At 70.7% G+C, this 24,914-nt stretch carries 22 protein-coding genes and 3 pseudogenes; 16 read left to right on the top strand and 9 right to left on the bottom strand.

Annotation, left to right across the window (positions count from 1 at the left end; translation table 11 throughout):
- Positions 1–48: 48 nt before the first annotated feature.
- Together QFZ71_RS12125 and QFZ71_RS12120 are read right to left on the bottom strand one after the other, a co-directional pair.
- Positions 49–918 (bottom strand): DUF3558 domain-containing protein, encoded by an 870-nt coding sequence (locus QFZ71_RS12125; RefSeq protein ID WP_307668250.1) that lies wholly within the window; start codon positions 916–918, stop codon positions 49–51.
- 196 nt (positions 919–1,114) lie between these two features.
- A complete protein-coding gene (locus QFZ71_RS12120) occupies positions 1,115–2,014 on the bottom strand; it encodes a DUF3558 domain-containing protein (RefSeq protein WP_307668249.1) in 900 nt (299 codons plus the stop codon).
- 163 nt (positions 2,015–2,177) lie between these two features.
- On the opposite strand from QFZ71_RS12120, the pseudogene QFZ71_RS12115 reads away from it, so the two are divergent.
- Positions 2,178–3,372, top strand: a pseudogene (locus tag QFZ71_RS12115) (RtcB family protein).
- Positions 3,373–3,498: 126 nt separating this feature from the next.
- Here the strand turns inward: QFZ71_RS12115 and QFZ71_RS12110 are convergent.
- The 3 genes and pseudogenes from QFZ71_RS12110 to QFZ71_RS12100 all read right to left on the bottom strand — a co-directional run.
- Positions 3,499–4,242, bottom strand: a pseudogene (locus QFZ71_RS12110) (SDR family NAD(P)-dependent oxidoreductase); the annotation flags it as partial.
- A 155-nt stretch (positions 4,243–4,397) separates the two neighbouring features.
- Complete coding sequence (locus tag QFZ71_RS12105; protein WP_307668248.1) at positions 4,398–5,132, bottom strand: Mut7-C RNAse domain-containing protein; 735 nt, start codon at positions 5,130–5,132, stop codon at positions 4,398–4,400.
- A 175-nt stretch (positions 5,133–5,307) separates the two neighbouring features.
- A complete protein-coding gene (locus tag QFZ71_RS12100) occupies positions 5,308–6,129 on the bottom strand; it encodes a helix-turn-helix domain-containing protein (RefSeq protein WP_307668247.1) in 822 nt (273 codons plus the stop codon).
- Positions 6,130–6,296: 167 nt separating this feature from the next.
- Between QFZ71_RS12100 and QFZ71_RS12095 the strand changes: the two are divergent.
- A pseudogene (locus tag QFZ71_RS12095) lies at positions 6,297–6,919 on the top strand (TIGR03086 family metal-binding protein).
- Between the two features lie 146 nt (positions 6,920–7,065).
- Here QFZ71_RS12095 and QFZ71_RS12090 read toward each other — a convergent pair.
- Positions 7,066–7,650, bottom strand: coding sequence for a hypothetical protein (locus tag QFZ71_RS12090; protein WP_307668246.1), 585 nt, complete (start codon positions 7,648–7,650; stop codon positions 7,066–7,068).
- A 295-nt stretch (positions 7,651–7,945) separates the two neighbouring features.
- On the opposite strand from QFZ71_RS12090, the gene hemL reads away from it, so the two are divergent.
- From hemL to ccsB, 7 genes are all read left to right on the top strand, one after another.
- Positions 7,946–9,253: a glutamate-1-semialdehyde 2,1-aminomutase gene (gene hemL / locus QFZ71_RS12085; RefSeq protein ID WP_373465110.1), complete on the top strand. Its 1,308-nt coding sequence runs from the start codon at positions 7,946–7,948 to the stop codon at positions 9,251–9,253.
- The gene (locus QFZ71_RS12080) at positions 9,250–9,978 is read left to right on the top strand and encodes a histidine phosphatase family protein (RefSeq protein ID WP_307668245.1); all 729 of its coding nucleotides are present in this window, start codon (positions 9,250–9,252) and stop codon (positions 9,976–9,978) included. Before hemL ends, QFZ71_RS12080 begins: the two co-directional genes overlap by 4 nt.
- A gap of 384 nt (positions 9,979–10,362) precedes the next feature.
- The gene (locus QFZ71_RS12075; RefSeq protein ID WP_307668244.1) at positions 10,363–11,616 is read left to right on the top strand and encodes a hypothetical protein; all 1,254 of its coding nucleotides are present in this window, start codon (positions 10,363–10,365) and stop codon (positions 11,614–11,616) included.
- Positions 11,617–11,683: 67 nt separating this feature from the next.
- A complete protein-coding gene (locus QFZ71_RS12070) occupies positions 11,684–12,286 on the top strand; it encodes a TlpA disulfide reductase family protein (protein ID WP_307668243.1) in 603 nt (200 codons plus the stop codon).
- A gap of 64 nt (positions 12,287–12,350) precedes the next feature.
- Positions 12,351–13,073, top strand: a complete 723-nt coding sequence (locus QFZ71_RS12065; protein WP_307671429.1) for a cytochrome c biogenesis CcdA family protein — start codon at positions 12,351–12,353, stop codon at positions 13,071–13,073.
- 4 nt (positions 13,074–13,077) lie between these two features.
- Positions 13,078–14,907 carry a cytochrome c biogenesis protein ResB gene (locus QFZ71_RS12060; protein WP_307668242.1) on the top strand — a complete coding sequence of 610 codons (1,830 nt, stop codon included), beginning with the start codon at positions 13,078–13,080 and terminating at the stop codon, positions 14,905–14,907.
- Positions 14,904–15,995, top strand: coding sequence for a c-type cytochrome biogenesis protein CcsB (gene ccsB / locus QFZ71_RS12055; protein WP_307668241.1), 1,092 nt, complete (start codon positions 14,904–14,906; stop codon positions 15,993–15,995). Before QFZ71_RS12060 ends, ccsB begins: the two co-directional genes overlap by 4 nt.
- Before the next feature lie 84 nt (positions 15,996–16,079).
- Here the strand turns inward: ccsB and QFZ71_RS12050 are convergent, their stop codons facing one another.
- On the bottom strand, positions 16,080–16,424 hold the full coding sequence (locus QFZ71_RS12050) for a PLD nuclease N-terminal domain-containing protein (protein WP_307671428.1): 345 nt from the start codon (positions 16,422–16,424) through the stop codon (positions 16,080–16,082).
- A gap of 266 nt (positions 16,425–16,690) precedes the next feature.
- Here QFZ71_RS12050 and QFZ71_RS12045 point away from each other — a divergent pair, with 266 nt between their 5' ends.
- Positions 16,691–18,148, top strand: a complete 1,458-nt coding sequence (locus QFZ71_RS12045; RefSeq protein WP_307668240.1) for a menaquinone biosynthesis decarboxylase — start codon at positions 16,691–16,693, stop codon at positions 18,146–18,148.
- Positions 18,145–19,065 (top strand): menaquinone biosynthesis prenyltransferase MqnP, encoded by a 921-nt coding sequence (gene mqnP / locus QFZ71_RS12040; RefSeq protein ID WP_307668239.1) that lies wholly within the window; start codon positions 18,145–18,147, stop codon positions 19,063–19,065. The genes QFZ71_RS12045 and mqnP overlap by 4 nt, the downstream gene beginning before the upstream one ends.
- A 21-nt stretch (positions 19,066–19,086) precedes the next feature.
- On the opposite strand, the gene QFZ71_RS12035 is transcribed toward mqnP, so the two are convergent.
- Positions 19,087–19,713 carry a rhomboid family intramembrane serine protease gene (locus QFZ71_RS12035; protein WP_307668238.1) on the bottom strand — a complete coding sequence of 209 codons (627 nt, stop codon included), beginning with the start codon at positions 19,711–19,713 and terminating at the stop codon, positions 19,087–19,089.
- A gap of 124 nt (positions 19,714–19,837) precedes the next feature.
- Between QFZ71_RS12035 and QFZ71_RS12030 the strand changes: the two genes are divergently transcribed.
- Entirely contained in the window at positions 19,838–20,521 is a 684-nt protein-coding gene (locus tag QFZ71_RS12030; protein WP_307668237.1) for a UbiX family flavin prenyltransferase, read from the top strand.
- Positions 20,522–20,552: 31 nt separating this feature from the next.
- On the opposite strand, the gene QFZ71_RS12025 is transcribed toward QFZ71_RS12030, so the two are convergent.
- Positions 20,553–20,699 (bottom strand): hypothetical protein, encoded by a 147-nt coding sequence (locus QFZ71_RS12025; protein ID WP_164216548.1) that lies wholly within the window; start codon positions 20,697–20,699, stop codon positions 20,553–20,555.
- Positions 20,700–20,820: 121 nt separating this feature from the next.
- Here QFZ71_RS12025 and QFZ71_RS12020 point away from each other — a divergent pair, with 121 nt between their 5' ends.
- From QFZ71_RS12020 to QFZ71_RS12005, 4 genes are all read left to right on the top strand, one after another.
- Entirely contained in the window at positions 20,821–21,276 is a 456-nt protein-coding gene (locus tag QFZ71_RS12020) for an Lrp/AsnC family transcriptional regulator (protein WP_031053457.1), read from the top strand.
- A 96-nt stretch (positions 21,277–21,372) separates the two neighbouring features.
- Complete coding sequence (gene mqnE, locus QFZ71_RS12015) at positions 21,373–22,536, top strand: aminofutalosine synthase MqnE (protein ID WP_307671427.1); 1,164 nt, start codon at positions 21,373–21,375, stop codon at positions 22,534–22,536.
- 154 nt (positions 22,537–22,690) lie between these two features.
- The gene (locus tag QFZ71_RS12010; protein ID WP_307668236.1) at positions 22,691–22,984 is read left to right on the top strand and encodes a DUF4229 domain-containing protein; all 294 of its coding nucleotides are present in this window, start codon (positions 22,691–22,693) and stop codon (positions 22,982–22,984) included.
- Positions 22,985–23,388: 404 nt separating this feature from the next.
- The gene (locus QFZ71_RS12005; RefSeq protein WP_307668235.1) at positions 23,389–24,789 is read left to right on the top strand and encodes a dicarboxylate/amino acid:cation symporter; all 1,401 of its coding nucleotides are present in this window, start codon (positions 23,389–23,391) and stop codon (positions 24,787–24,789) included.
- Positions 24,790–24,914 lie beyond the last annotated feature (125 nt).

Raw genomic sequence — 24,914 nt, 5'->3', positions numbered from 1 at the left:
CAACACACGTGCTGGACCTGCGGTTTGACGATCCGCGGGGCCATCAGGTCACGACTTGGGCGTGGCCTTGGCCTTGCCCTTGGGGGAGTCCTCGTCCCCGGAGCCGGCCGTCTCCTTCTTGCCGTCCGCGGAGCCGGTCTTGGCGCCGTCCTCGGTGCCCTTGTCCGCGTCCTTGCCGCCCTTGGCCGGGGGAGTGGCCTCGGCGGTCTTCTCGACCGCGGCGATCGCTTCCTTGGCCGCCTGCTGCGCGCCCTCGACGATGTCCGCGGAGGTGGGCGTCTTCGCACCCGCGTAGCCCGCGCCGTTGTACGTCAGGGTGACGACGACGTTGCCCGTGCGCGCCACGACGGTGGCGTACTCGAACTCCTCGTCCGTCTTGCTGAGGCCGTAGGTGACGACGGTGGCCTCCTCGCCGATGCCCGCCGTGGCCTCGGCGGCGACCTTCTGGGCGCCCTCGGACGCCTTCGCCTTGGTGATCTGCTTCGTGTAGTCGGCGGTGGCGCGCTCCGCCCCGCTGCCGAGCGCCTGGTCCGATTCGAACCGGGTGAAGCCGACGTCCAGCCAGCGGTACTGCGATCCCTTGAGGCCCTTGTCGTCCAGGCCGTTCCAGGAGCAGCTGCTCCGGACCGAGAGGTCGCTGGACTTCCCGGCCGTGCCGCCCTTCTTCTTGGCGTCGGGCACCAGGTCCTCGATCGTCTTCTTTCCGATCGCGGCGCACGGGTCACCGGGCAGATCGGAGAACTTCGCCGGTTCGACGGTGGGCTCGGTGGGCTTGGCGCTGGCGCTGCCGGACGAGGAGGAGCCCGCGTTCTTCTTGCTGTCGGAGCCGGAGTCCGACGAGCAGCCGACGGCTACGAGCATCACCGGAACGGCGGCGCAGGCGAGGATGCGGGACAGGCGCGGGGCAGATCGGTGCATGGTTCCTTCACTCGGATGGCACGGAGCTCTCGGTGCTGGAGGTCTCGGTTCGTGCGGTGTACGGGCGGGCGGGCTCGGTAGCGGGTCGGTACGTCTTCCGGACAGCCACCGTACGACGGGCGGCGCCCGGCCCGCGCCGCCGCCGGGGGCTCCGGAGACCGGAACGCGACCCGGCGGGAGCCTTGGGGACAGGGCGCTAGTCGCTGAGCTGCCCGGCCAGTTTCCGGGCCAGTGCCTGGGCCTTCTCCTGGAGTTCCCTGCCGTCGGGCCGCTGGGTGATGAGGGCCGGCTGCTCGGCATACCGGACGGTCACGACCACGTTGGATGTGCGGAACACCACGCTCACCGTGTGGTTCTGCGCGGTGGAACCTTCCTCTTTGGGCAGATCCTGGAGAAATGCGGCATCTCCGAGGTTGTCGAGGATGCGCGAGGCAAGCACGTCCTGCGGGTCGGCGCTGCCGGTGCCGCCGCTTCCGGGGGGTCCGTCAGGGGATCCGCCGGGGGAGCTTCCACCGGTGTTCCCGTCGGCGCTCGCGGAGGGCGAGGCGTGCGCGGTGTCCGCCGCCTTCCCGTCGCCCTTGCCCCCGCCCTTGCCCTTGCCCTGCTCGGCCGGGGCCCCGGTGGTCGTGGCCGCGTCCGCCTCGGGGGCCGTCGATGACGACAGACCGGCGGCCTTCCGCTTCTTCTCGTACACCGCGTCGGCGCGGTCGTCGTCGCTGACCGCCGGGTCGTACGAGACGACGCGCTCGAAGTCGATGGCCAGGCTGCGGGTGGCGTTCGGCGCGTCCGCCTTCCAACTGCAGCCGACCTTGCGATCGGTGTCGTACGTGACGGCCGCCGAACCCCGGAACACCTTCTCCTGCTGGTCCCCCGGCAGCCCCGCCGCGCCCGGCAGCAGGTCCTTCAGCGTGGGGATCGGCACGGCCCGGCAGGGTGCGGGCAGGGTCAGGTACCTGCCCGGAGGCGCGGGGGAGACCGTCGGGCCTCCCGGCTTGCTGTCGGCGCCGTTCGCGCCGCCGCCGTCATCCGCGCTGCAGCCGACGACGACGAGCGCGGCGAGAAGTGCGGCGCCGGGTACGTACGCCTTGTGTCGCACCGTCCCAGGCTCCCTTCGGTACGGAAAACGTGTTGCCGCTCGACAGCGGCCGATGGACACAATGTGTATCGCACGCGCAGCCGTGCATGCCGGTCGGCCGACAGGTTTGCCGACCTTGGCACCGGTATTGCGCTTTCAGTCTTTTCGGGGGAATCGAGGAGTTATGTCGTACGTAGAGGTGCCGGGAGCGAAGGTTCCCATCCGGATGTGGGCGGACCCCGCGACGGTCGAGGACGGCGCGATGCAGCAGCTGCGCAACGTCTCCACGCTGCCGTGGATCAAGGGCCTCGCCGTCATGCCGGACGTCCACTACGGGAAGGGGGCGACGGTCGGCTCGGTCATCGCCATGCACGGAGCGGTGTGCCCGGCCGCGGTGGGCGTGGACATCGGCTGCGGGATGTCGGCGGTCAAGACGTCCCTCACCGCGAACGACCTCCCCGGCGACCTGTCCCGGCTGCGCTCCAAGATCGAACAGGCCATTCCGGTCGGCCGCGGGATGCACGACGACGCGGTGGATCCGGGGCGGCTGCACGGGTTCTCGACGGCGGGCTGGGACGACTTCTGGGGGCGGTTCGGAGGAATCGCCGAGGCGGTCAAATTCCGTCAGGAACGCGCCACGAAGCAGATGGGAACGCTCGGATCGGGTAATCATTTTATCGAGTTCTGTCTCGATGAGACCGGATCTGTCTGGTTGATGCTGCATTCCGGTTCGCGGAACATCGGCAAGGAACTGGCCGACTTCCACATCGGCCAGGCGCAGAAGCTTCCGCACAACCAGGGGCTCGTCGACCGCGATCTGGCGGTGTTCGTCGCGGACACTCCACAGATGGCCGCGTACCGCAACGACCTCTTCTGGGCGCAGGAGTACGCGAAGTTCAACCGGGCGATCATGATGGGGCTCTTCCAGGACGTGGTCCGCAAGGAGTTCAAGAAGGCGCGGGTGACCTTCGACCCGGTCATCTCCTGCCACCACAACTACGCTGGCGGAGGAGCGGTACGACGGCATGGACCTGCTGGTCACCCGCAAGGGCGCGATCCGGGCGGGGTCCGGCGACCACGGGATCATTCCGGGGTCCATGGGCACCGGTTCGTACATCGTGAAGGGCCTCGGGAACGAGAAGTCGTTCAACTCGGCGTCGCACGGCGCGGGCCGCCGGATGAGCCGGAGCGCGGCGAAGCGGCGCTTCTCGACCAAGGACCTGGAGGAGCAGACCCAGGGCGTGGAGTGCCGTAAGGACTCGGGCGTCGTGGACGAGATTCCGGGGGCGTACAAGCCGATCGAGCAGGTCATCGACCAGCAGAAGGATCTGGTCCAGGTCGTCGCGAAGCTCAAGCAGGTGGTGTGCGTGAAGGGCTGAGCCCCTTGCGCACCGAAGGGGCTCGGCCGTCCGGCCACGCCCCGCTCCTCCGGGAACCCCGGTCGGTGCGGGGCCTTCTTCCCGGCAGGGGGAGCCGCCGGCCGCCGGGCTCAGAGCTCCCGGTTGCACCTTCGTGTTGGACGCCTGGGCGCGGGGGCGGACCACCAGCAGGTCGATGTTGACGTGGCTGGGACGGGTGACCGCCCAGCCGATCGTGTCCGCCACGTCCTCGGCGGTCAGCGGGGCGTCGACGCCCGCGTAGACCTTGGCGGCCTTCTCCGTGTCGCCCCGGAAGCGGGTGGTGGCGAACTCCTCGGTCCTGACCATGCCGGGGGCCACTTCGATGACCCGGACCGGGGTGCCGACGATCTCCAGCCGGAGCGTCTCGGCCAGGACGTGTTCGCCGTGCTTGGCCGCCACGTAACCGCCGCCGCCCTCGTAGGAGGAGAGGGCCGCGGTGGAGGAGAGGATCACGATCGTGCCGTCGCCGCTCGCGGTGAGGGCGGGCAGCAGGGCCTGGGTGACGTTGAGGGTGCCGATGACGTTGGTCTCGTACATCTGACGCCAGTCGGCCGGATCGCCGGTCGCCACCGGGTCGGCCCCGAGCGCCCCGCCCGCGTTGTTGACGAGGACGGCGAGGGTACGGAACGCGGTGGCGAACTCGTCGACCGCGGCACGGTCGGTGACATCCAGCGGGTACGCCGTCGCCTGGTGGCCGGCCTCGTTCAGCTCGGCCGCGAGCGCCTCGATGCGGTCCTTGCGGCGGGCGGTCAGCACGACCCGGAACCCGGCGGCGGCCAGCGTACGGGCGGTCGCGGCGCCGATGCCGCTGCTCGCGCCGGTGACGACGGCGATGGGGGTGGCGGCCATGGCGATCTCCTCGGGCTGCTGATCGGGTACGGGGAAAGGATAGGCAGGCGCCGCGACCCGGTCCGCGCGCGGGCGTGCGCCGGGTGCCGCCGGTATGCCCCCGGTGCCGTGCCGGTCCGTCCCCCGGTCCGCGCCCGGGCGTGCGCCGCGTGCCGTTACGCCGGAGCGCCCCCGAACTCGCGGACCGCCTCGGACACGATCGTCTCCAGGTGGCCGTGGTGTGCGCCGCGCCAGTAGACCCGGTCGCACTCCGTGCACTGGGCGAACACGTCGTACGCCTCCTGGGTGCCCTGCTCCAGCAGGCCGCTCACGGCGTCCTTCGTGGCCACGGCCAGGGTGCCGTTGCAGGCGGTGCAGCGGGTCCACGGGGCGAGGGCGGGGGCGAAGCGGCCGAGGACGTCGCGCAGTTGTTCCTGCGGGCGGTCGCTGTAGACGTACGCCCCCGCCCAGATCTCGCGGCGGCGCAGCAGCCCGCGGTCGCGGGAGAGGAGGACGCGCCGCTCCCGCGCCGAGAGGGCGGCGAGGGCGGGGTCGCCGATGTCCTCGCTCTCGTACGCGGCGTCGACGCCGAGGAGCCTCAACCGACGGGCCAGCGTGCCGAGATGGACGTCGAGGAGGAAGCGCAGGGGTGCGCCGGGGACCTGTTGGGGGCGCTCGACGGCGCGTACGCCGATGTGTTCGCCGGGGCCCGGCACATGGGAACGGGCGACCTCCTCGCCGTTCACCAGCAGCTTTCCGGCCTCGGTGAGCGGGACGCCGAGGGACTCGATGACGTGGCCGAGGGTGGATGCACCGTCCGTGACGAGGGGCGTGGGTCCGCCGCGACGCTCATGTGGAACGAAAAGCCGCAGCTCAGGGGCTACTTCGATGGTGATCTCGGGTCCGTTCACCCGGTCAGGATGCCACCGGCGGGGTACGGGCTGCCAGGGATTTCGCGGGGGCGTGCGGGGGCGTGCGACCGGCTCGCCCGGCGTGGTGCCCGCGCCTGTCCACGCCCGTCCCCGTACGGGACGGCCGCCTTCCCGTGGGGGCGGGGCCGTGCCCGTCCTCGTGCGGCGGGACCCGTCAGCGGGGGGCGAACGCCGTCGGGGGGACGCCCACCGTGGCGGTGAAGTCCCGCACCAGGTGGGCCTGATCGCTGTAGCCGAGGTCCGCCGCGAGCCGCGCCCGGTCGACGTCCGGGCCGGACCCGGCGCGTTCCAGCGCCTCGTGGATGCGGTAGCGGAGGATGACCCACTTCGGGCCGACGCCGACGTAGGCGGAGAACAGCCGTTGCAGGGAGCGGGCGGAGAGCCCCAGGTCCCGTGCGAGGAGGCCGGCCCGGCGCACGGTGCGGTCCGTGCGGACCCGGTCGACGGCGGCCATCGCCAGCGTCGCCCGCGGGTCGGGGCGGGGCTCCAGGGCCGGCAGGCAGGCGTCCAGGGCCGCGACCCGCGCGTCCTCGTCGTCCGGGTCCAGGACGGCGTCCACGGGCGGTGGCGTACGGAACACGTCGGCGGCGTCCACCCGCCGCCCGGTCAGGTCGCCGACGGCGTGGCCGGGGGCGAACGGGCGGAAGCCGCCCGGCCGGAACTGGACCCCGCAGACCCGGCCGCGTCCGGTCAGCTTCCGGGTGAAGAGGCGGGGTTCGACGCCCGCCACCTCGGCGTACCCGCACCGGCCTCGCGGACCGTCCTCCGCCTCGTACCGCTGGAGGACCAGGTTCACCGACGGGTGCGGGACGACGTGGGCGGTGTACGGCTCGGTGAGGTCCCAGTCGATCAGCCAGTAGTGCTCCAGGTACGGGCGGAGCGCCGCGGCGGGCTCGCGGCGGCGGAAGCGTACGCGGGCGAAGAGGTCCGGAGCGTCCACGATCCCTCGGGTGTCGCGGCGGGGTCCGGCGGCCATGGCGGCGATCCCAGGCCGCGCGGTCGCCACCGGCCAGGCCCCCTGCCGGGCTCCTTCCACCCGCACCCGGCCGGGCTTCCTCGCCCCGGCTCCTGTCGTGCTTCTTCACCCCGGCCCCTGTCGTGTTTCTTCAAGACGTCCGGGGGCGCGTTGCGCAGGGTGGAGGCATGACACAGAAGATCGGTGAACTGCTGGAGACCGCCTCGGCCGGGGCGCTGCCCGTCGTGCGCGGCATCGACGACGCGCGGCTGGGCGACCCCACGCCGTGCGCCGAGTACGACGTACGGGCGCTGGTGAACCACCTGTTCCTGGTGGTCGTGAACTTCCAGGCGCTCGCCGCCCGCGAGGAGGTGGATTTCAGCCAGGAGCCGGATTTCGTGACGGGCGACTGGCGGGGCAGGTTCGGTGAGGAGACGGCGCGGCTGGTGGAGGCGTGGAGCGCGCCGGGGGCCGAGGAGGGCACCACCGGGAAGATGGGGCTGCCGGCCCGGACCGTGGGGCTCATGGTGCTCGGCGATCTGACCGTGCACGTCTGGGACCTGGCGCGGGCGTGCGGCGGGGACTTCGTGCCGGAGCCGAGCGTTCTCGACGCGGTGGGTCCGGGGCTGGCGGCGATGGCTCCGCAGGCGCGGGAGTGAAGGTGTTCGGCGAGCCGTTCCCGGTGAGGGAGGGCGCTACGGATCTCCAGCGGCTGCTGGCCGTGACGGGCCGCGATCCGGGCTGGGCTCCGGAACGGACGGGCGGGGGAAAACAGGGGCTGACGGCGACAGGCGCGGGAAACCGGGACTGACGGCGACGGGCGGGACCTGACGGCGACGGGCGGTCCGGCCGGGGGCGGTCAGTCGCCCCGTTCACGGCCACACCGGGCGTTGTGCCGCTCCGTTCACGGCCGGGCAGACCGGGCGCCACGCCGGGTCTGGCGCTACGCCGTCCCGTTCACGGCCACACCAGGCAGTACGCCTGGTGTCCCGCGTCGTGCAGGCGGTGGGAGAAGTCCTGCCACTCGTGGAGCAGCTGGTAGACGTTGAACGCGTCGCGCGGGCCGCCGCGGTCGGGGACCGTGGACCAGATGAAGGCCGCCGCGCCCACCGACTCCTCGCCGACGCCGCGCAGCGGATCGACCACGGTCATCGGGAGTTTCACCACCGCGTAGTCGGGGTGGAGGACGACCAGTTCCAGCGGGGGGACCTTGTGCAGGGGTATGCCCTGGATGCCGGTCAGGACCATGGCGGCCACGGTCTCCGGCTTGATCTTGGTGAACATGCCGCCCATGCCCAGCTCGTCACCGCCGAGCTCCTCCGGGCGCATCGAGATGGGCACCCGTGCGGCGGTGGCGCCGTCAGGAGCGCCGAAGTACTTGTAGGTCACCCCCATCCCGCCCCCGCTCCTGGTTCCGGGGGGCGGCGTGCTCTCCGCGCCCCTGCTCTGTGCGCGCCCGGTCCTGCGCCGGTGCCGCCCTCGCCGGGCAGGCTCGGGCCCCAGGTCGTCGGTCCCTTCGCCCACTCCGCCACCGCGATGCATATCTCATCCACCCGACTACTTCTTAGGAGGCACAGCCCCCGCCGCGCAACCCGATCATCGTGTCAGTGACCTCCCCCACGGGCGTGCGGCGAAACACCTGTCCGCAAGACCGTCCGTGCCTCTGACACCATGGCATGTGTGAGCTTTCCCTATGACGCCCCAGTTTCGCAGACGCGAGGGGGCTGACGCTCTTTCGTGATACGAGGGGAGCGCGCTCCCTGCTCACCGGTGGCCGAGATTGGTAGGGATTTCCCGGCCCGGCCTCCCGATACCCGAATCGCAGATCAGGACCAAAGTGGCGTATTCATACGAAGCCCCAGTTTCGCAGTCGCTGTTCGACCGGGCGTCCGTCGTGACGCCCGGCGGCGTCAACTCTCCCGTGCGTGCCTTCCGGGCCGTGGGCGGTACGCCCCGGTTCATGGTGTCCGGCACCGGTCCGTACCTCACCGACGCCGATGGCCGCGAGTACGTCGACCTCGTGTGCTCGTGGGGGCCGATGATTCTCGGCCACTCCCACCCCGAGGTCGTCGCCGCGGTCCAGGAGGCGGTGACCCGAGGCACCTCCTTCGGTACGCCGGGTGAGGGCGAGGTCGCGCTCGCCGAGGAGATCGTGGCGCGGATCGAGCCCGTCGAGCAGGTGCGGCTGGTCTCCTCCGGTACCGAGGCGACCATGTCGGCGATCCGGCTGGCGCGCGGTTTCACGGGCCGGGCCAAGGTCGTGAAGTTCGCCGGCTGCTACCACGGCCACGTGGACGCGCTGCTCGCCGCCGCCGGGTCGGGGCTCGCCACCTTCGGCCTGCCCGACACTCCGGGCGTCACCGGCGCCACGGCCGGGGACACCGTCGTGCTGCCGTACAACGACCTGGACGCGGTGCGCGCGGCCTTCGCCGCGCATCCGGGCGAGATCGCCTGCGTGATCACCGAGGCGTCCCCCGGCAACATGGGCGTCGTCCCGCCGGCGGACGGTTTCAACGCCGGGCTCAAGGAGCTGTGCGCGGCCCACGGCGCGCTGTACATCTCCGACGAGGTCATGACGGGCTTCCGTACGTCGAAGGCCGGCTGGTACGGCGTCGACGGCGTCCGGCCCGACCTGATGACCTTCGGCAAGGTGATGGGCGGCGGCTTCCCGGCCGCGGCCTTCGGCGGTCGCGGTGACGTGATGGCGCACCTCGCCCCGGCGGGCCCGGTCTACCAGGCGGGCACCCTCTCGGGGAACCCGGTCGCCACGGCGGCGGGCCTCGCCCAGCTGCGGCTGCTGGACGACGCGGCGTACGCGAAGATCGACGCGGTCTCCGCCGAGCTGCGCACGCTGGTGGGCGACGCGCTCACCAAGGAGGGCGTGGCGCACACGGTCTCGGCCGCGAGCAACATGTTCTCCGTCTTCTTCACCGACCGGCCGGTGCGGAACTACGACGACGCCAAGCAGCAGGACGTCTTCCGCTTCACCGCGTTCTTCCACGCGATGCTGGCCCGCGGCGTCTACCTGCCGCCCTCCGCGTTCGAGTCCTGGTTCGTCTCCACGGCCCACGACGAGCGGGCGGTCGAGCGCATCGCCGCCGCCCTGCCCGCCGCCGCCCGCGCCGCGGCGGAGGCCACCGCATGAGCGGGAACGGCGAGAAGAGCACGGGCGGGAGCGTGGACCGGGACGAGCAGTTGACCGTGGTGCACGTGGTCCGGCACGGCGAGGTGCACAACCCGGACGGCGTCCTCTACGGGCGACGCTCCGGCTACCACCTCTCCGACCTGGGCCGGAAGATGGCCGACCGGGTGGCCGAGCACCTGGAGAAGCGCGACATCACCCATGTCGTCGCCTCCCCGCTGGAGCGCGCCCAGGAGACCGCCGACCCGATCGCCCGGGCGCACGGTCTGGACCTGGCCACCGACGCCCGGCTGATCGAGGCCGCCAACGTCTTCGAGGGCAAGACCTTCGGTGTCGGGGACGGCGCGCTGCGCAGGCCGGACAACTGGAAGCACCTCACCAATCCGTTCAAGCCGTCCTGGGGTGAGCCGTACATCGAGCAGGTCGTGCGGATGATGGGTGCGATCGACGCCGCGCGGGACGCGGCGCGCGGCCACGAGGCGGTCTGCGTCAGCCATCAGCTGCCGATCTGGATCCTCCGCTCCTTCGTGGAGCGCCGCCGGCTGTGGCACGACCCGCGCAAGCGGCAGTGCACGCTGGCCTCGCTGACCAGCTTCACCTACCGGGGCGACCGGATCGTGTCGGTCGGCTACTCGGAGCCGGCCCGTGACCTGGTGCCCGTCCACCTGCTGGCCGGGGCGAAGCCGGTGAAGGGGAAGCCGGGGCAGTCGAAGGCGTTCGGCGCGTAGCCGACGCCCTCTGCAACACCCCCTGCCGGGGGAGCCGGGACCTCACGGGACCGGTCACCGAACCGACGGTGGCCGGTCCCGTCCTCATGTGCGGCCTGCGGACGGTCTCCGCCGCCTTCGCCGCCTTCGCCGTCTCTCCGTCGCCCGGCGGCAGAACTGGGGAGGGCCTCCCCGCGTCCCTCTCCCCAAGGCCGTCCGCACGTGTGTACGGGTCCCGCACGGAGGTCGCGCCCTGACCGGTCGGACCGTAGGACTGTCGGACGAGCGCCAAGGTAAAGCGTGATGAAAGTCCTCACGTGGCCGGAACCGACGTGTTAAGCGCCTCATCTAGCCATTCAGCAGTTTGTATGGGCTTGAGATAAAACGACCGCAGATGGGGACGGTATGCGCGACATCAATCGAAGGGGCCTGCTCGGCGCGGGGCTCGGGGCCGCAGCCGCGATCGGGCTCGCCGGGTGCGGAACCTCCGGGTCCTCCGGTGACCGAGGGGCCGGCCAGGGTGACGCCGGGGCCGGAGGGAACGGCAGCGGCAACGGAAACGGCGCGCCGAAGAAGGATGTCCGGCTGATCGGCGACGGCTCGACCGCCGACACCGGCAAGCAGCCCCGTCAGCCGCAGGCGCCCGTCCCCCTCGAACCGGGTCAGAAGCCACCGCAGTTCGTGATCTTTTCCTGGGACGGGGCCGGTGAGGTCGGCAACGGACTCTTCCCGCGCTTTCTCGAACTCGCCAAGGAACACGACGCGGCGATGACCTTCTTCCTCTCCGGTCTCTATCTGCTGCCCGAGTCGAAGAAATCCCTCTACCGTCCGCCGAACAATCCGCGCGGCGCCTCCGACATCGGCTATCTCACCGACGCGCACATCAAGGACACGCTGACGTACGTGCGCCAGGCGTGGCTGGACGGCCACGAGATCGGTACCCACTTCAACGGGCATTTCTGCGGCGGTTCCGGATCGGTCGAGCGCTGGACGCCCGCGCAATGGCACAGCGAGATCAATCAGGCTGTGTCGTTCGTCACGGAATGGCGGACCCATACCGGCTGGGAGGACGAGGACCCGCTTCCGTTCGACTACCGCAAGGAACTGATCGGCGGACGCACCCCCTGCCTGCTCGGCCAGGACAACCTGCTGCCGACCGCGAGCAGGCTGGGCTGGCGCTACGACGCCAGCTCGCCCGGCGGCCGCCAGATGTGGCCCGTGAAGCGCGGCGGCGTCTGGGACCTGCCGCTCCAGGCGATGCCGTTCCCCGGACACTCCTTCGAGGTGCTCTCGATGGACTACAACATCCTCGCCAACCAGTCGCAGAATTCGACCAAGGGCATGCCGGCGCGCTATCCCGGCTGGCGCAAGCAGGCGACCGACGCCTATCTCGCCGGATTCCGGCGCGCGTACGAGACGAATCGCGCGCCCTTCCACATCGGCAACCACTTCGAGGAGTGGAACGGCGGTATCTACATGGACGCCGTGGAAGAAGTGATCAAGAAAGTGGCGGACAAGGACGATGTGCGTCTCGTCTCGTTCCGGCAGTACGTCGACTGGCTCGACGCCCAGGACCCCGCCGTACTCGCGAAGCTCCGCACGCTGGAGGTCGGACAGGCGCCCGCCGGTGGCTGGAACTCCTTCTTTAAACAGGCTTGACAAGGGGCTTTACGGGCACCGAGGGGGGCGCGCAGATCGTCGGAAACCGCCATGCGAAACTTTTCACATGAGCTCTGGCCGCGCGTCCCGACGCCGCTTCACCCTGCTCGCCGCCACCGCCGTGGCCGGTGCCCTGACGCTGTCCGCGTGCAGTGAGGGGAACAAGGCGGGGGGCGGCGGCAACACCAACTTCATCACCGGCAGCGGCGGCGTCTCCACCGTTGCGAAGGCGGACCGGGTGGCCGCGCCGAAGCTCGACGGCGAGGGCCTGGACGGCAAGCCGATCGACATCGCCGACCACCGGGGCAAGGTCGTCGTGCTCAACGTCTGGGGCTCCTGGTGCGGCCCCTGCCGCCTGGAGGCGAAGTACTTCGCGCAGGTCGCCGAGGAGACCGCCGGCCAGGGCGTCCAGTTCGTCGGGATCAACACGCGGGACCCCGAGCGGGACAAGGCGATCAACTTCGAGAAGGACTACGGGATCGAGTACCCGAGCATCTACGACCCGATCGGCAAGCTCATCCTGCGCTTCCCCAAGGGCACCCTGAACCCGCAGGCCATCCCGTCCACCGTGGTCCTCGACCGGGACGGGAAGATCGCGGCGCGCACGCTCCAGGCGCTCGACGCGGACGAGCTGCGCAAGATGATCGACCCGATCATCGCGGAGAAGTGACCCGGTGATCCCGCTCGCCGCCCACCACGAGACCGTCACGCTGGCCGCGTACAACGAGACCGTGATGAGCGGGACCCTCCTGGTGTCCCTGCCCATCGCCCTGCTGGCCGGTCTCATCTCCTTCTTCTCCCCGTGCGTGCTGCCCCTCGTGCCCGGCTACCTCAGCTACGTCACCGGGGTCAGCGGCACCGACCTCGCCGACGCGCGCCGGGGCCGCGTCGTGACGGGCGCCGCCCTCTTCGTCCTCGGCTTCACCGTCGTCTTCGTCTCCGGCGGGGCCCTCTTCGGCTACTTCGGCCAGGAGCTCCAGGTCCACGCCGAGCTGTTCAACAAGGTCCTCGGCGTCCTGATGATCCTCATGGGGGTCTTCTTCATGGGGCTCCTGCCGGGGGTGACGCAGCGCGAGTTCCGCTTCCACCGCCGGCCGGTCGCCGGACTGGCCGGCGCACCGCTGCTCGGCGCGCTGTTCGGGATCGGCTGGACCCCCTGCATCGGTCCGACGTTCGCGGCCGTGAGCACCCTCGCGTTCACCGAGGGCACCGCCGGACGCGGAGCGCTGCTGACCGTCGCGTACTGTCTCGGACTCGGCGTCCCGTTCGTCCTGGCCGCGATCGCCTTCCGCAAGGCACTCGGCGCGTTCGGCTGGGTCAAGCGCCACTACGCGTGGGTGATGCGGATCGGCGGCGGAATGATGATCGTGACCGGAATCCTGCTGCTGACCGGTGTGTGGGCCACGATCATGCAGCAGATGCAGAGCTGGTCCAGCGGTTTCGTCGTAGGGATCTGAGTTCATGAGCAAGGCGAACAGCACGGGGACGCGGCAGCGCGCGGACGAGGACGGGGAGGCGCGCGCCGCTGCCCCCGGCCCGGACGGCTCCGCCCACGGCGCGGCCGGTGAGCGGCTCTCCACCGCCCCCCGCGAGGAGCGCGAGACCGGGGCGGGCGTGCCCGCGATGGGTGTGATCGGCTGGGTCCGCTGGTTCTGGCGTCAGCTCACCTCGATGCGGGTGGCGCTGATCCTGCTCTTCCTGCTCTCCCTCGGCGCGATTCCGGGGTCGCTGATCCCGCAGAACAGCGTCGACGACGTGAAGGTGCAGGCCTTCAAGGACCAGCACACCACCCTCACCCCGATCTACGAGAAGCTCCAGCTCTTCGACGTCTACAGCTCGGTGTGGTTCTCCGCGATCTACATCCTGCTGTTCGTCTCGCTCATCGGGTGCATCGTGCCGCGCACCGGCCAGTTCGTCGGCCAGCTCCGCAGCCGCCCGCCCGGTGCGCCGAAGCGGCTCACGCGGCTGCCCGCGTACACCATCTGGCGCACCGAGGCCGGGCCCGACGAGGTGCGCGCGGCGGCCCTCGCGGTCCTGCGCAAGCGGCGCTTCCGGGCGCACGAGGCGGGCGACGCGATCGCCGCCGAGAAGGGCTACCTCCGCGAGGCGGGGAACCTGATCTTCCACATCGCCCTGATCGTGATGCTGGTGGCCTTCGCCTGCGGGCAGCTCTTCAAGTCCGAGGGCGGCAAGCTGGTCGTCGAGGGCGACGGCTTCTCCAACACGCTCACCCAGTACGACAACATCAAGTACGGCTCGCTCTACGACTCCGAGTCGCTGGCCCCGTTCAGCTTCGTGCTGGACGACTTCGTCGGCACGTACGAGAAGAGCGGCCCGCAGCGCGGCACCCCGCGCACCTTCGAGGCACGGGTGACGTACGCGGAGGGGGCCGACGGCGCGGAGCGCAAGGGCGTCATCAAGGTCAACGAACCGCTCGTCGTGGACGGCACCAAGGTCTATCTGATCGCCCACGGCTACGCCCCCGTCGTCACCGTCCGGGACGGCAAGGGGAAGGTCGTCTCGCGGTCAGCCGTGCCGCTGCTGCCGATCGACAACAACATCACCTCGTCCGGCGCCATCAAGGTGATGGACGGCTACAAGGACGAGAACGGTGAGAAGACCCAGCTGGGCTTCAAGGCGTTCTTCGTGCCGACCTTCGCCGGTCACGGCAAGGGCCAGATGTTCTCGCAGTTCCCCGCCCTGGACTTCCCCGTGCTGGCGCTCAGCGCCTACCACGGCTCCCTCGGCGTGGACTCCGGGCTCGCGCAGAACGTCTACCAGCTCGACACGTCCAAGATGAAGGAGTTCACCGACGAGAAGGGCGAGCTCCTCAAGAAGATGCTGATGCCCGGCGAGAAGCTGGACCTGCCGGACGGCGGTTCCATCACCTACGAGGGCACCGAGGAGTGGGCGAGCTTCCAGATCTCGCAGCAGCCGGGCAACGGCTGGGCGCTCGGCGGAGCGGTCGCCGCCATCACCGGGCTCGCCGGTTCGCTGTTCATCCAGCGCCGCCGCGTGTGGGTGCGGGCGGTCCGGGGCGCGGACGGCGTCACGGTCGTGGAGATGGCGGGCCTCGGCCGCAGCGAGTCCGCGCGGCTCCCCGAGGAGCTGGGCGAGCTGTCGGCCGCCCTCGTCACCACGGCCCCCGTCGCCCCCGCCGCGCCGGAGAAGCCGGACCTCGACGGGAAGCCCGACACCCCGGACACGCCGGCCGCGCCCGGCGCCACCAACGAGGCCGGGAGCCGGCCCGTACACCCTGCCGAAGCACCTGCCGAAGGGGCTGAGAAGTGAATCTCGCCGCCGCAACGAACGAGAACCTGGCGAACGCCAGCAACGTGCTGATCTATTCGTCGATGGCCGTCTACACCCTGGCCTTCTTCGCGCACATCGCCGAGTGGGTCTTCGGCAGCCGCAGCAAGGTCGGCCGCACGGCCGCCGCGCTGTCCGCCCCCGCGGCGAACGCCGGGGCCGGTACGGGAGCCGCCGTCACCGGGAAGGCGCAGGCCGGCGGCACCGCCGTGCTGGAGCGGCCCGAGGTCGTCACCCGCTCCGCGACCGGGACGCGTGACGTGCCCGACGGGCCGGGGGCGGCCGGCGGGACGTTCAAGGGCGACCTGTGGGGCCGGATCGCGGTCTCGCTGACCGTGGTCGCCTTCCTCGTCGAGGCGGGCGGCGTCGCCACCCGCGCGCTGTCCGTGGAGCGGGCCCCCTGGGCCAACATGTACGAGTTCTCCATCACCTTCTCCACGGTGGCGGTCGGCTCCTACCTGGTGCTGCTCGCGCTGAAGAAGAACGTCCGCTGGATCGGCCTCCCGCTGGTCACCACGGTCCTGCTGGACCTCGGCATCGCGGTCACCACGCTCTACACCGACAGCGACCAGCTGGTGCCCGCCCTGCACTCGTACTGGCTGTGGATCCACGTCTCCACCGCGATCCTGTGCGGCGCGGTCTTCTACCTCGGCGCGGTCGGCACGATCCTCTACCTGTTCCGCGACAGCTACGAGAACAAGCTCGCCTCCGGCGGCACGCCCGGGAAGTTCGCGTCCTCGGTGATGGAGCGGCTGCCCTCGGCCGCCTCGCTGGACACGTTCTCGTACCGGATCAACGCGGCCGTCTTCCCGCTGTGGACGTTCACGATCATCGCGGGCGCGATCTGGGCGGGCGACGCCTGGGGCCGCTACTGGGGCTGGGACCCCAAGGAGGTCTGGTCCTTCATCACCTGGGTCGCCTACGCCGCCTACCTGCACGCCCGCGCCACCGCCGGCTGGAAGGGCCGCAAGGCCGCCTACCTCGCCCTCGTCGCCTTCGCCTGCTGGCTGTTCAACTACTACGGCGTGAACATCTTCGTCTCCGGCCTGCACTCCTACGCGGGGGTCTGAGACAGCGCGTCGCACACACCACGGCGCCCCGGACGGAAGCTCGTCCGGGGCGCCGTGGTGTGCGCGCGACGCGTGCGCGGGCCGTCAGGAAGCGGGCGGGGTCCTGTCGTCGGGGTTCGTACCGTCGCGGGGGCCCTGCTCCTCCTCGGCTTCCGCCTCAGGCTTCCTGTCGTCCTTGAGGGACTTCAGGAAGTCCGGGTTGTCGTCCGGGGCCACCCACTGCTGCCGCCTGCTCCGCTGCCAGGAACCGGGCCCGGCCGTGGTGCGGCGGGCCTTGCCGGCCATCAGCCAGACGATCGGGCCGACGATCCAGAACAGCAGGATGATGAAGACCCAGGCGATCTTCGGCAGATGCTTGGTGTCCTCCTCGGAGGTGTTCAGGCAGTCGATGAACGCGTAGATCGTCAGAGCCAGCGGCACGAGAAACATCAGGGCTCTCATGGTGCGTCCCCCAGGAGGTGGCGGCGGGCGGGACGACTGCCCCGTATCGCCGCCAGCGTACCGGCTCGGCGGGAAGGCTCCGGGGCCCGCGGACCTGTCGCGGGACGTTCCTGCGCCCCGTCGGGCGCGTACGCCCCGGACTCCTCCCCGGGCGTACGCGGGCCCCGCCGGGCGGCCGCCCGGACCTCTCGACGCGGCCGGGTCGGGGGAGCCCCGGCCCGGCCGCGGGGGGCGGGGATGACAAACTGGACCGCATGGCTTACGACGATCTTCGCTCCCTGCTCCGGGCTCTTGAGCGCGATGGTGATCTCAAGCGCGTCAAGGTCGAGGTCGACCCCCACCTGGAGGTCGGCGAGATCGTCGACCGGGTCAACAAGGCCGGCGGTCCGGCCCTGCTGTTCGAGAACGTCAAGGGGTCCTCGATGCCCCTGGCCATGAACGTCTTCGGCACCGACCGGCGTCTCCTCAAGGCGCTGGGGCTGAAGGCGTACAGCGACATCAGCGACAAGATCGGCGGGCTCCTCAAGCCGGAGCTGCCGCAGGGCTTCGTCGGCGTACGGGAAGCCTTCGGGAAGCTCGGCTCGATGGTGCACGTGCCGCCGAAGAAGGTGAAGTCCGCCGACGCGCCCGTCCAGGAAGTCGTCCTGACCGGCGACGACGTCGACCTGGACCAGCTGCCCGCGCTGTTCACCTGGCCCGAGGACGGCGGCTCGTTCTTCAACCTCGGCCTCACCCACACCAAGCACCCCGAGAGCGGCGTCCGGAACCTGGGCCTCTACCGGCTCCAGCGCCACGACAAGCGCACCATCGGGATGCACTGGCAGATCCACAAGGACAGCGCCAACCACTACCAGGTCGCCGCCCGGCGCGGTGAGCGGCTGCCCGTCGCCATCGCCTTCGGCTGCCCGCCCGCCGTGACGTACGCCTCCACCGCGCCGCTGCCCGGAGACATCGACGAGTACCTCTTCGCCGGGTTCGTCCAGGGCAAGCGGATCGAGATGGTCGACTGCAGGACCGTGCCGCTCCAGGTCCCCGCGCAGGCGGAGGTCGTCATCGAGGGCTGGCTGGAGCCGGGCGAGATGCTGCCGGAGGGCCCGTTCGGGGACCACACCGGCTTCTACACCCCGCAGGAACCGTTCCCCGCCCTGACCATCGACTGCGTCACCATGCGCAAGCGGCCGCTGCTCCAGTCCATCGTGGTGGGCCGGCCGCCGACCGAGGACGGGCCGCTGGGCCGGGCCACGGAGCGGTTCTTCCTGCCGCTGTTGAAGATCATCGTGCCGGACATCGTGGACTACCACCTCCCCGAGGCGGGCGGCTTCCACAACTGCGCGATCGTCTCGATCGACAAGAAGTACCCGAAGCACGCCCAGAAGGTGATGAGCGCCATCTGGGGCGCGCACATGATGTCGCTGACCAAGCTGATCGTGGTGGTCGACTCCGACTGCGACGTCCACGATCTGCACGAGGTCGCCTGGCGGGCGCTGGGCAACACCGACTACGCCCGCGACCTGACCGTCACCGAGGGGCCGGTCGACCACCTGGACCACGCCTCGTACCAGCAGTTCTGGGGCGGCAAGGCGGGCATCGACGCCACGAAGAAGCTGCCCACCGAGGGGTACACCCGTGACGGCGGCTGGCCGGAGATGGTCGTCTCCGACCCGGAGACGGCGGCGAAGGTCGACCGCCGCTGGAAGGAATACGGGCTGTGAGCAGTGCGGCAGAGGCGGCGTCCGTCCCCGGGCCCGCGCCATCGGACAGCAAGATCAAGGCGTTCCTGCGGCTCGTGATGATCGAGCACTCGGTCTTCGCGCTGCCCTTCGCGTACATCGCCGCGCTGACCGCGATGTTCCGGATGGACGGCACGATCCACTGGGGTGTCCTGCTGATCGTCACCCTGGCGATGGTGGGCATGCGGACGTTCGCGATGGCCGCCAACCGGATCATCGACCGGGAGATCGACGCCCACAACCCGCGCACCGCGAGCCGTGAGCTGGTGACCGGCGCGGTGTCGGTGAAGTCCGCGTGGACCGGGGCGATCGTCGCGCTGGCCGTCTTCCTGGGCGCGGCGGCGCTGCTGAACCCGCTCTGCCTGGCGCTCGCGCCGGTCGCCGTCGTGCCGATGGTGGTCTACCCGTACGGCAAGCGGTTCACGAACTTCCCGCACGCCATCCTGGGGCTCGCGCAGGCCATCGGTCCCATCGGGGCCTGGCTGGCGGTGACCGGGAGCTGGTCGTGGGACGCGGTGATCCTCGGGCTGGCCGTGGGGATCTGGATCGGCGGCTTCGACCTGATCTTCGCCTGCCAGGACGTGGCCGCGGACCGGGCGCACGGGGTGCACTCGTTCCCGGCGCGGTTCGGGATTCCGGCGGCGCTGTGGGGCGCGCGGGTGTGCCACGTGATCACGACCGGGCTGCTGGTGTGGTTCGGGCTGGCCACGGACGCCGAGGTCTTCTACTGGATCGGCATGGCGATCGTCGCGGCGGCGTTCGTGTACGAGCACCGGGTGGTGCGGCCGCACGATCTGTCGCGGCTGAACCGGGCGTTCTTCTCGGTGAACGGGTTCATCGGGATCGCGCTGTTCGCCTGCGCGCTGCTGGACCTGCTGGTGCGGGGCCTGACTCCGTAGAGCCTCTCGTGCGGCAGGCCGTCAGACCGTGACCAGGTGGTCCGGGGCGCGGCGCGGGCGGCGGAAGAAGAAGGCCGCCGCGATCCCGCCGAGGAGGCCGAAGAGGTGGCCCTGCCAGCTGACGCCGGAGTCGGTCGGCAGGACGCCCCACAGCAGCGAGCCGTAGACCACGGCGACGCCGATGCCTATGAGGACGTCCCACGGACGGCGGTCCACGAAGCCGCGGACCAGGAGATAGCCCAGCAGTCCGAAGACCACGCCGGACGCGCCGAGGGTGATCGTGTGCGCCGGGGCGGTCAGCCAGACGCCCAGGCCGCCGGCGAGCACGACCGTCAGGACGACGGCGGCGAAGCGGCGCGGCCCGGCGAGGGCGGCGATGAAGCCGAGGACCAGCAGCGGGACGGTGTTGGAGGCCAGGTGCTCCCAGCCGCTGTGCAGGAACGCGGCGGGCACCACGTCCCGCAGCTCGGCCGTCTCGCGCGGGCTGATGCCGTAGGTGTCCAGGGCGTTCCCCGTGGCCTGGTCGATCCCTTCGAGGACCCAGAGCAGGGCCACCCAGCCGGCCATCAGGAGCCCGGCGGTCAGCGCCCGCGCGGAGCCGGTGGCGCCGTGGCCCGTGGTGTGGCCGGTGGTCCGGTGATCGCCCATGGTGTGTCCCCTCGCCCCGGGGTTGCCCGTCTCCCGGTCGAACGTCCGCGGCGGCCGTCCGGTTCCGGGTGCCGGGCGCGGGGGCGTGCCGGATAGGCTCGCGGGTGTGGAATCCAGGACTTCAGTGACTCATCAGCAGCGGCGGCCTTGGATTGTCGGGGTGTCCGGCGCTTCGGGTACCCCGTTCGCGGCCGCCGTCCTGCGGGGGCTTCTGGCGGCCGGGGAGAGCGTGGACCTGGTGGTGAGCCGGGCCTCGCGGCTCACCCTGCTGGACGAGAACGGCATCGCGTTCCGGGACGGGCACTGGCGCGATGACCTGCGGGTCTGGCTGGAACGCGGCGCCGACGGGAAGCCGGACGCGTTCGCGGTGGGGGAGGCGGAACTGGAACGCGTACGCCACTGGCCGGCCGGTGATCTGGCCGCCGGGCCGTCCTCCGGGTCGTACCCGGCGCGGGGGATGCTCATCGTGCCGGCCTCGACGGCCTGTGTGGCCGGAGTGGCGCTCGGTCTGTCGAAGGACCTGCTCCAGCGGGCCGCGAGCGTGACGCTCAAGGAGCGCCGTCCGCTCGTCGTCGCGGTGCGCGAGACCCCGCTGAGCGGCCAGACGCTGAAGCAGATGGTGGCCCTGGACGAGGCGGGCGCGATCGTGCTGCCCGCCTCTCCGGCGTTCTACGCGGGGGCGACGCACATCCAGGACCTGGTGGATTTCGTCGCGGGGCGGGTGCTGGACGCGGCGGGCGTGCCGCACCGCCTGTACCGCCGCTGGGAAGGAGAGCTCGGTGGCGGCTCCCGCCCGGAGGACCGCTAGGGCCGAGGCCCGCGGTCCGGTGGTGTCGGGGTCAGCGCTTCTTGTGCGCGCGCGGGGAGCGGGTCTTGTCGACGCGGTGCGCGGCGGCGGGCTGGTGGGCACGCGAGCGGTTGGCCAGGTCCTGCAGCTCGCGCATCCGGGCGTAGGCCATCTCGATCGTGTACACGGTGAAGTTCACTCCTGAAGATTCGAAAGCTTTTCTTGGATGTTCTAGAAGATCTGTAGGGCTTGGGCCCTGCATGCCTTAGATTCTACACGTAAACTCGCGGTACTGCTGAACAATGGAAGGTTTCAGTCATATGGACGCGGTGGACAGGCAGCTCATCCAGGCCCTCAGGGAGAACGGCAGGGCCTCGTACGCCGAGCTGGGGCGGCTGGTGGGGCTCTCCGGGCCCAGCGTCACCGACCGCATCAACCGGCTGGAAACCGCTGGAGTCATCACCGGCTACCGCGCCACCGTGGACTCCGCCTCGCTGGGGCTCGGGGTGACCGCGCTGATCGGGATCTCGCTCTCCGACGCGGCCGACCACGAGGACGTGGCCCACCGGCTGAAGGACCTCGCGGAGATCGAGGACTGCTGGTTCATCGCGGGCGACGACTCCTACATGCTCAAGGTCCGGGTGGGCGACGTGGACGGCCTGGAGCGGACGATCCGGCGGCTGAGCGGCACGAAGGGCGTCTCGCGGACCCGGACCACGATCGTGCTCTCCACCAAGTGGGAGAACCGGGTCGGGGAGCTTCCCGAGGAGTCGTAGGCCCGCGCTCCCGCCGCACGGGGGGTCGCCCCCGCCGGAGGGCGGGGGAGTACCGTGGGGCGGAGTCTGGAACACGGAGAAATGGGAGGCGCCCTAGTGGACGCGGGACTCAAGCGCGAGCTGGAGGAGAAGGTCCGGGCCGGCGAGCGGCTGACCCGCGAGGACGGGATCGCCCTCTACGCCTCCGACGACCTGGCGTGGCTCGGCGGGCTGGCCCACGAGGTGCGGACGCGCAAGAACGGCGACGTCGTGCACTTCAACGTCAACCGGCACCTCAACATGACCAACGTGTGCACCGCCTCGTGCGCGTACTGCTCGTTCCAGCGCAAGCCAGGCGAGAAGGACGCGTACACGATGCGCATCGAGGAGGCCGTCCGCCTCGCCAAGGCGATGGAGGGCGAGAACCTCACCGAGCTGCACATCGTCAACGGGCTCCACCCGACCCTCCCGTGGCGCTACTACCCGCGCTCGCTCAGCGCGCTGAAGGAAGCCCTGCCGAACGTGGCGCTGAAGGCGTTCACGGCGACGGAGATCCACCACTTCGAGACGATCTCCGGGCTGTCGGCCTCCGAGATCCTCGACGAGCTGATCGAGGCCGGTCTCGAATCGCTGACCGGCGGCGGCGCGGAGATCTTCGACTGGGAGGTCCGCCAGCACATCGTCGACCACCGCACCCACTGGGAGGACTGGTCGCGCATCCACCGCCTCGCGCACGAGAAGGGGCTCAAGACCCCCGCGACGATGCTCTACGGGCACATCGAGGAGCACCGCCACCGCGTCGACCACGTGCTGCGGCTGCGGGAGATGCAGGACGAGACCGGCGGCTTCCAGGTCTTCATCCCGCTGCGGTACCAGCACGACTTCGTGGACATGAAGGACGGCAAGGTCCGCAACAAGCTCCAGGCGCGCACCACGATGGCGACCGGCGCGGAGGCGCTGAAGACCTTCGCGGTCTCCCGGCTGCTCTTCGACAACGTGCCGCACGTCAAGGTGTTCTGGGTGATGCACGGCGTGCAGACCGCCCAGCTCGCGCTCCAGCACGGTGCGGACGACATGGACGGCTCGGTCGTCGAGTACAAGATCACGCACGACGCCGACGACTTCGGCACGCCGAACAAGCTCGGCCGCGACGACCTGCTGGACCTGATCCGCGACGCCGGTTTCCGGCCGGTCGAGCGGAACACCCGGTACGAGATCCTGCGCGAGTATCCGGGCCCCGACCCGGACCGGCGCGAGTCGCCGCAGCCGATGCGCGTCTGACGCGCACCGCACCCCGTTCCGTCCGAGAGCCCCGGCCGCCGTCCCGGCCGGGGCTCTCGGGGGTCCGGGAACCCCCTGAACCGAGAGAATTCGGGCCATGCTTCACTGGACGGGCAGAAGCGTGTCCAGAGTTCATGGGAAGAGAGGGCCCACCGTGTCCGCTGCCAAGCCGAGCGCGTTGATCCGTTACACGGCGTTGCGCCTGCTGATCTTCGTCGGCTGCTTCTTCGTCGCCGGTGTCGCCGTCCACTTCGGGCTGATCCCCTCGGGGCTCGGCGGCTCCAACGTGGTCTGGGTGATCCTCCTCGGCCTCGTCCTCTCCGCCCCGCTCAGCTATGTGCTGCTGCGCAAGCAGCGCGACGAGATGTCCGAGCAGATCGTCACCACGGTCGACCGCACCAAGGCACGCCTCGACGCCAACCGCACCCGCGAGGACGCGGTCCAGTAAGTTTCCTCACACGCGCGCGCCGCGCGTACCGCCTTCCCGCAGGGCCCCGTACCGGAGCAGACCGCTCCGGTACGGGGCCCTCGGCGTTCCGCGGCCACCGTGCGGCGGGGTCGGCGCCACCCACGGGGCAAAGCAATGCTTTGAGTTCCTCAAAGTTCAAGTGTTAACGTATTCGACATGAAGACAGCAGTGCGCCTCCGCCATGCCGCGGGCATCCCGCTCGTGGCGCGCCTGCACGTCGATCTCTGCCGCTGTATGTCCGCGGTCTGTTGCCGCAACGTCTGATACGGCATCATGCAGCGGCGCCGCCCCTGACGCGGGCGCCGCGACCCTGTCCCCGTTCCACCGCACGACCGCGCGGATGACCCCGTGCGTCCCGATGCGATCCCCGTTGGAGTGTGTCCGTGTCCGCGTCCCCCGCGTCCACCGCCCCGGAGGCCGAGCAGCCCGCCGGCTCCGGTCCCGGTTCCCGCCCCCGTATACCCAGGGTCCCGTTCTGGGTCCAGATCATCGTCGGCCTCATCCTCGGTGTGCTGCTCGGCTGGCTGGCCCGCAGCCAGGACCTCGGCTGGCTCGTCACCACCCTCGACGAGATCGGCTCGCTCTTCGTCCAGCTGCTGAAGCTGGCCGTCGCCCCGCTGGTCTTCTTCGCCATCCTGGTGTCGATCACCAACCTGCGGCAGGTGAACAACGCCGCCCGGCTGGCGACCCGCACGCTGCTCTGGTTCATGATCACCTCCCTGATCGCGGTCGCCATCGGCCTCGGGATCGGTCTGGTCACCAACCCGGGCTCCGGCACGGGTCTCACGCCGAAGGACGGCGCGCTCTCCGAGACCAAGGGGAGCTGGATCGACTTCCTGACCGGCATCGTCCCGGACAACGTGATCACGCCGTTCACCGAGCTGAACGTGCTCCAGATCGTGTTCATGGCCGCCGTCGCCGGTATCGCCGCGCTCCAGCTCGGTGAGAAGGCCAAGCCGATCCTCACCTTCAGCCAGGCGGTCCTGGAGCTGCTCCAGAAGGCCCTGTGGTGGGTCATCCGCCTCGCCCCGATCGGCACCGTCGGCCTCATCGGCTACGCCATCGCGGACTACGGCTGGGACCTCATCGGCAAGTACGCGACGTTCACCGCCGACGTCTACATCGGCTGCGCCCTGGTGATGTTCGGCGTCTACCCGCTGCTCCTGGCCACCGTCGCCAAGGTCAGCCCGCTCCAGTTCTTCAAGGGCGCCTGGCCCGCGATCCAGCTCGCCTTCGTCTCCCGCTCCTCGGTCGGCACCATGCCGGTCACCCAGCGCGTCACCGAGCGGCTCGGCGTCCCGAAGGAGTACGCCTCCTTCGCCGTGCCGTTCGGCGCGACCACCAAGATGGACGGCTGCGCCGCGATCTACCCGGCGCTGGCGGCGATCTTCATCGCGCAGATCTTCGACGTGCAGCTGGGCATCGGCGACTACCTCCTGATCGCCTTCGTCTCGGTGATCGGCTCGGCGGCCACCGCCGGTCTCACGGGTGCGACGGTCATGCTGACCCTCACCCTGTCCACGCTGGGCCTCCCGCTGGAGGGCGTCGGCCTGCTCATGGCGATCGACCCGATCCTGGACATGATGCGCACCGCCACCAACGTGGCCGGCCAGGCGCTGGTCCCGGTGATCGTCGCGGCCCGCGAGAAGATCCTCGACCACGACGCGTACGACTCCGCCTCGGCCTCCCCGATCGACTCCTTCGGCGACGACGCCGGCCGGAGCGACCAGGACCGGGACGCCGACCGCGACGACGCCCGCGACGCGGTGCCCGCCACCGCGTAGCACCGCCGCACACCCGACGGCGCCCCCGAGCCACCCCGTACCCCGTACGGGACGGCCTCGGGGGCGCTGTCGCGTCCGCCCCGGCTCCGTACGGTCAGGGGCGCCGCAGGACCGCCTCGGGGCGG

The sequence above is a fragment of the Streptomyces sp. V2I9 genome (assembly GCF_030817475.1).
Classification (GTDB): domain Bacteria; phylum Actinomycetota; class Actinomycetes; order Streptomycetales; family Streptomycetaceae; genus Streptomyces.
This window is presented reverse-complemented; position numbering and strand designations above follow the sequence as displayed.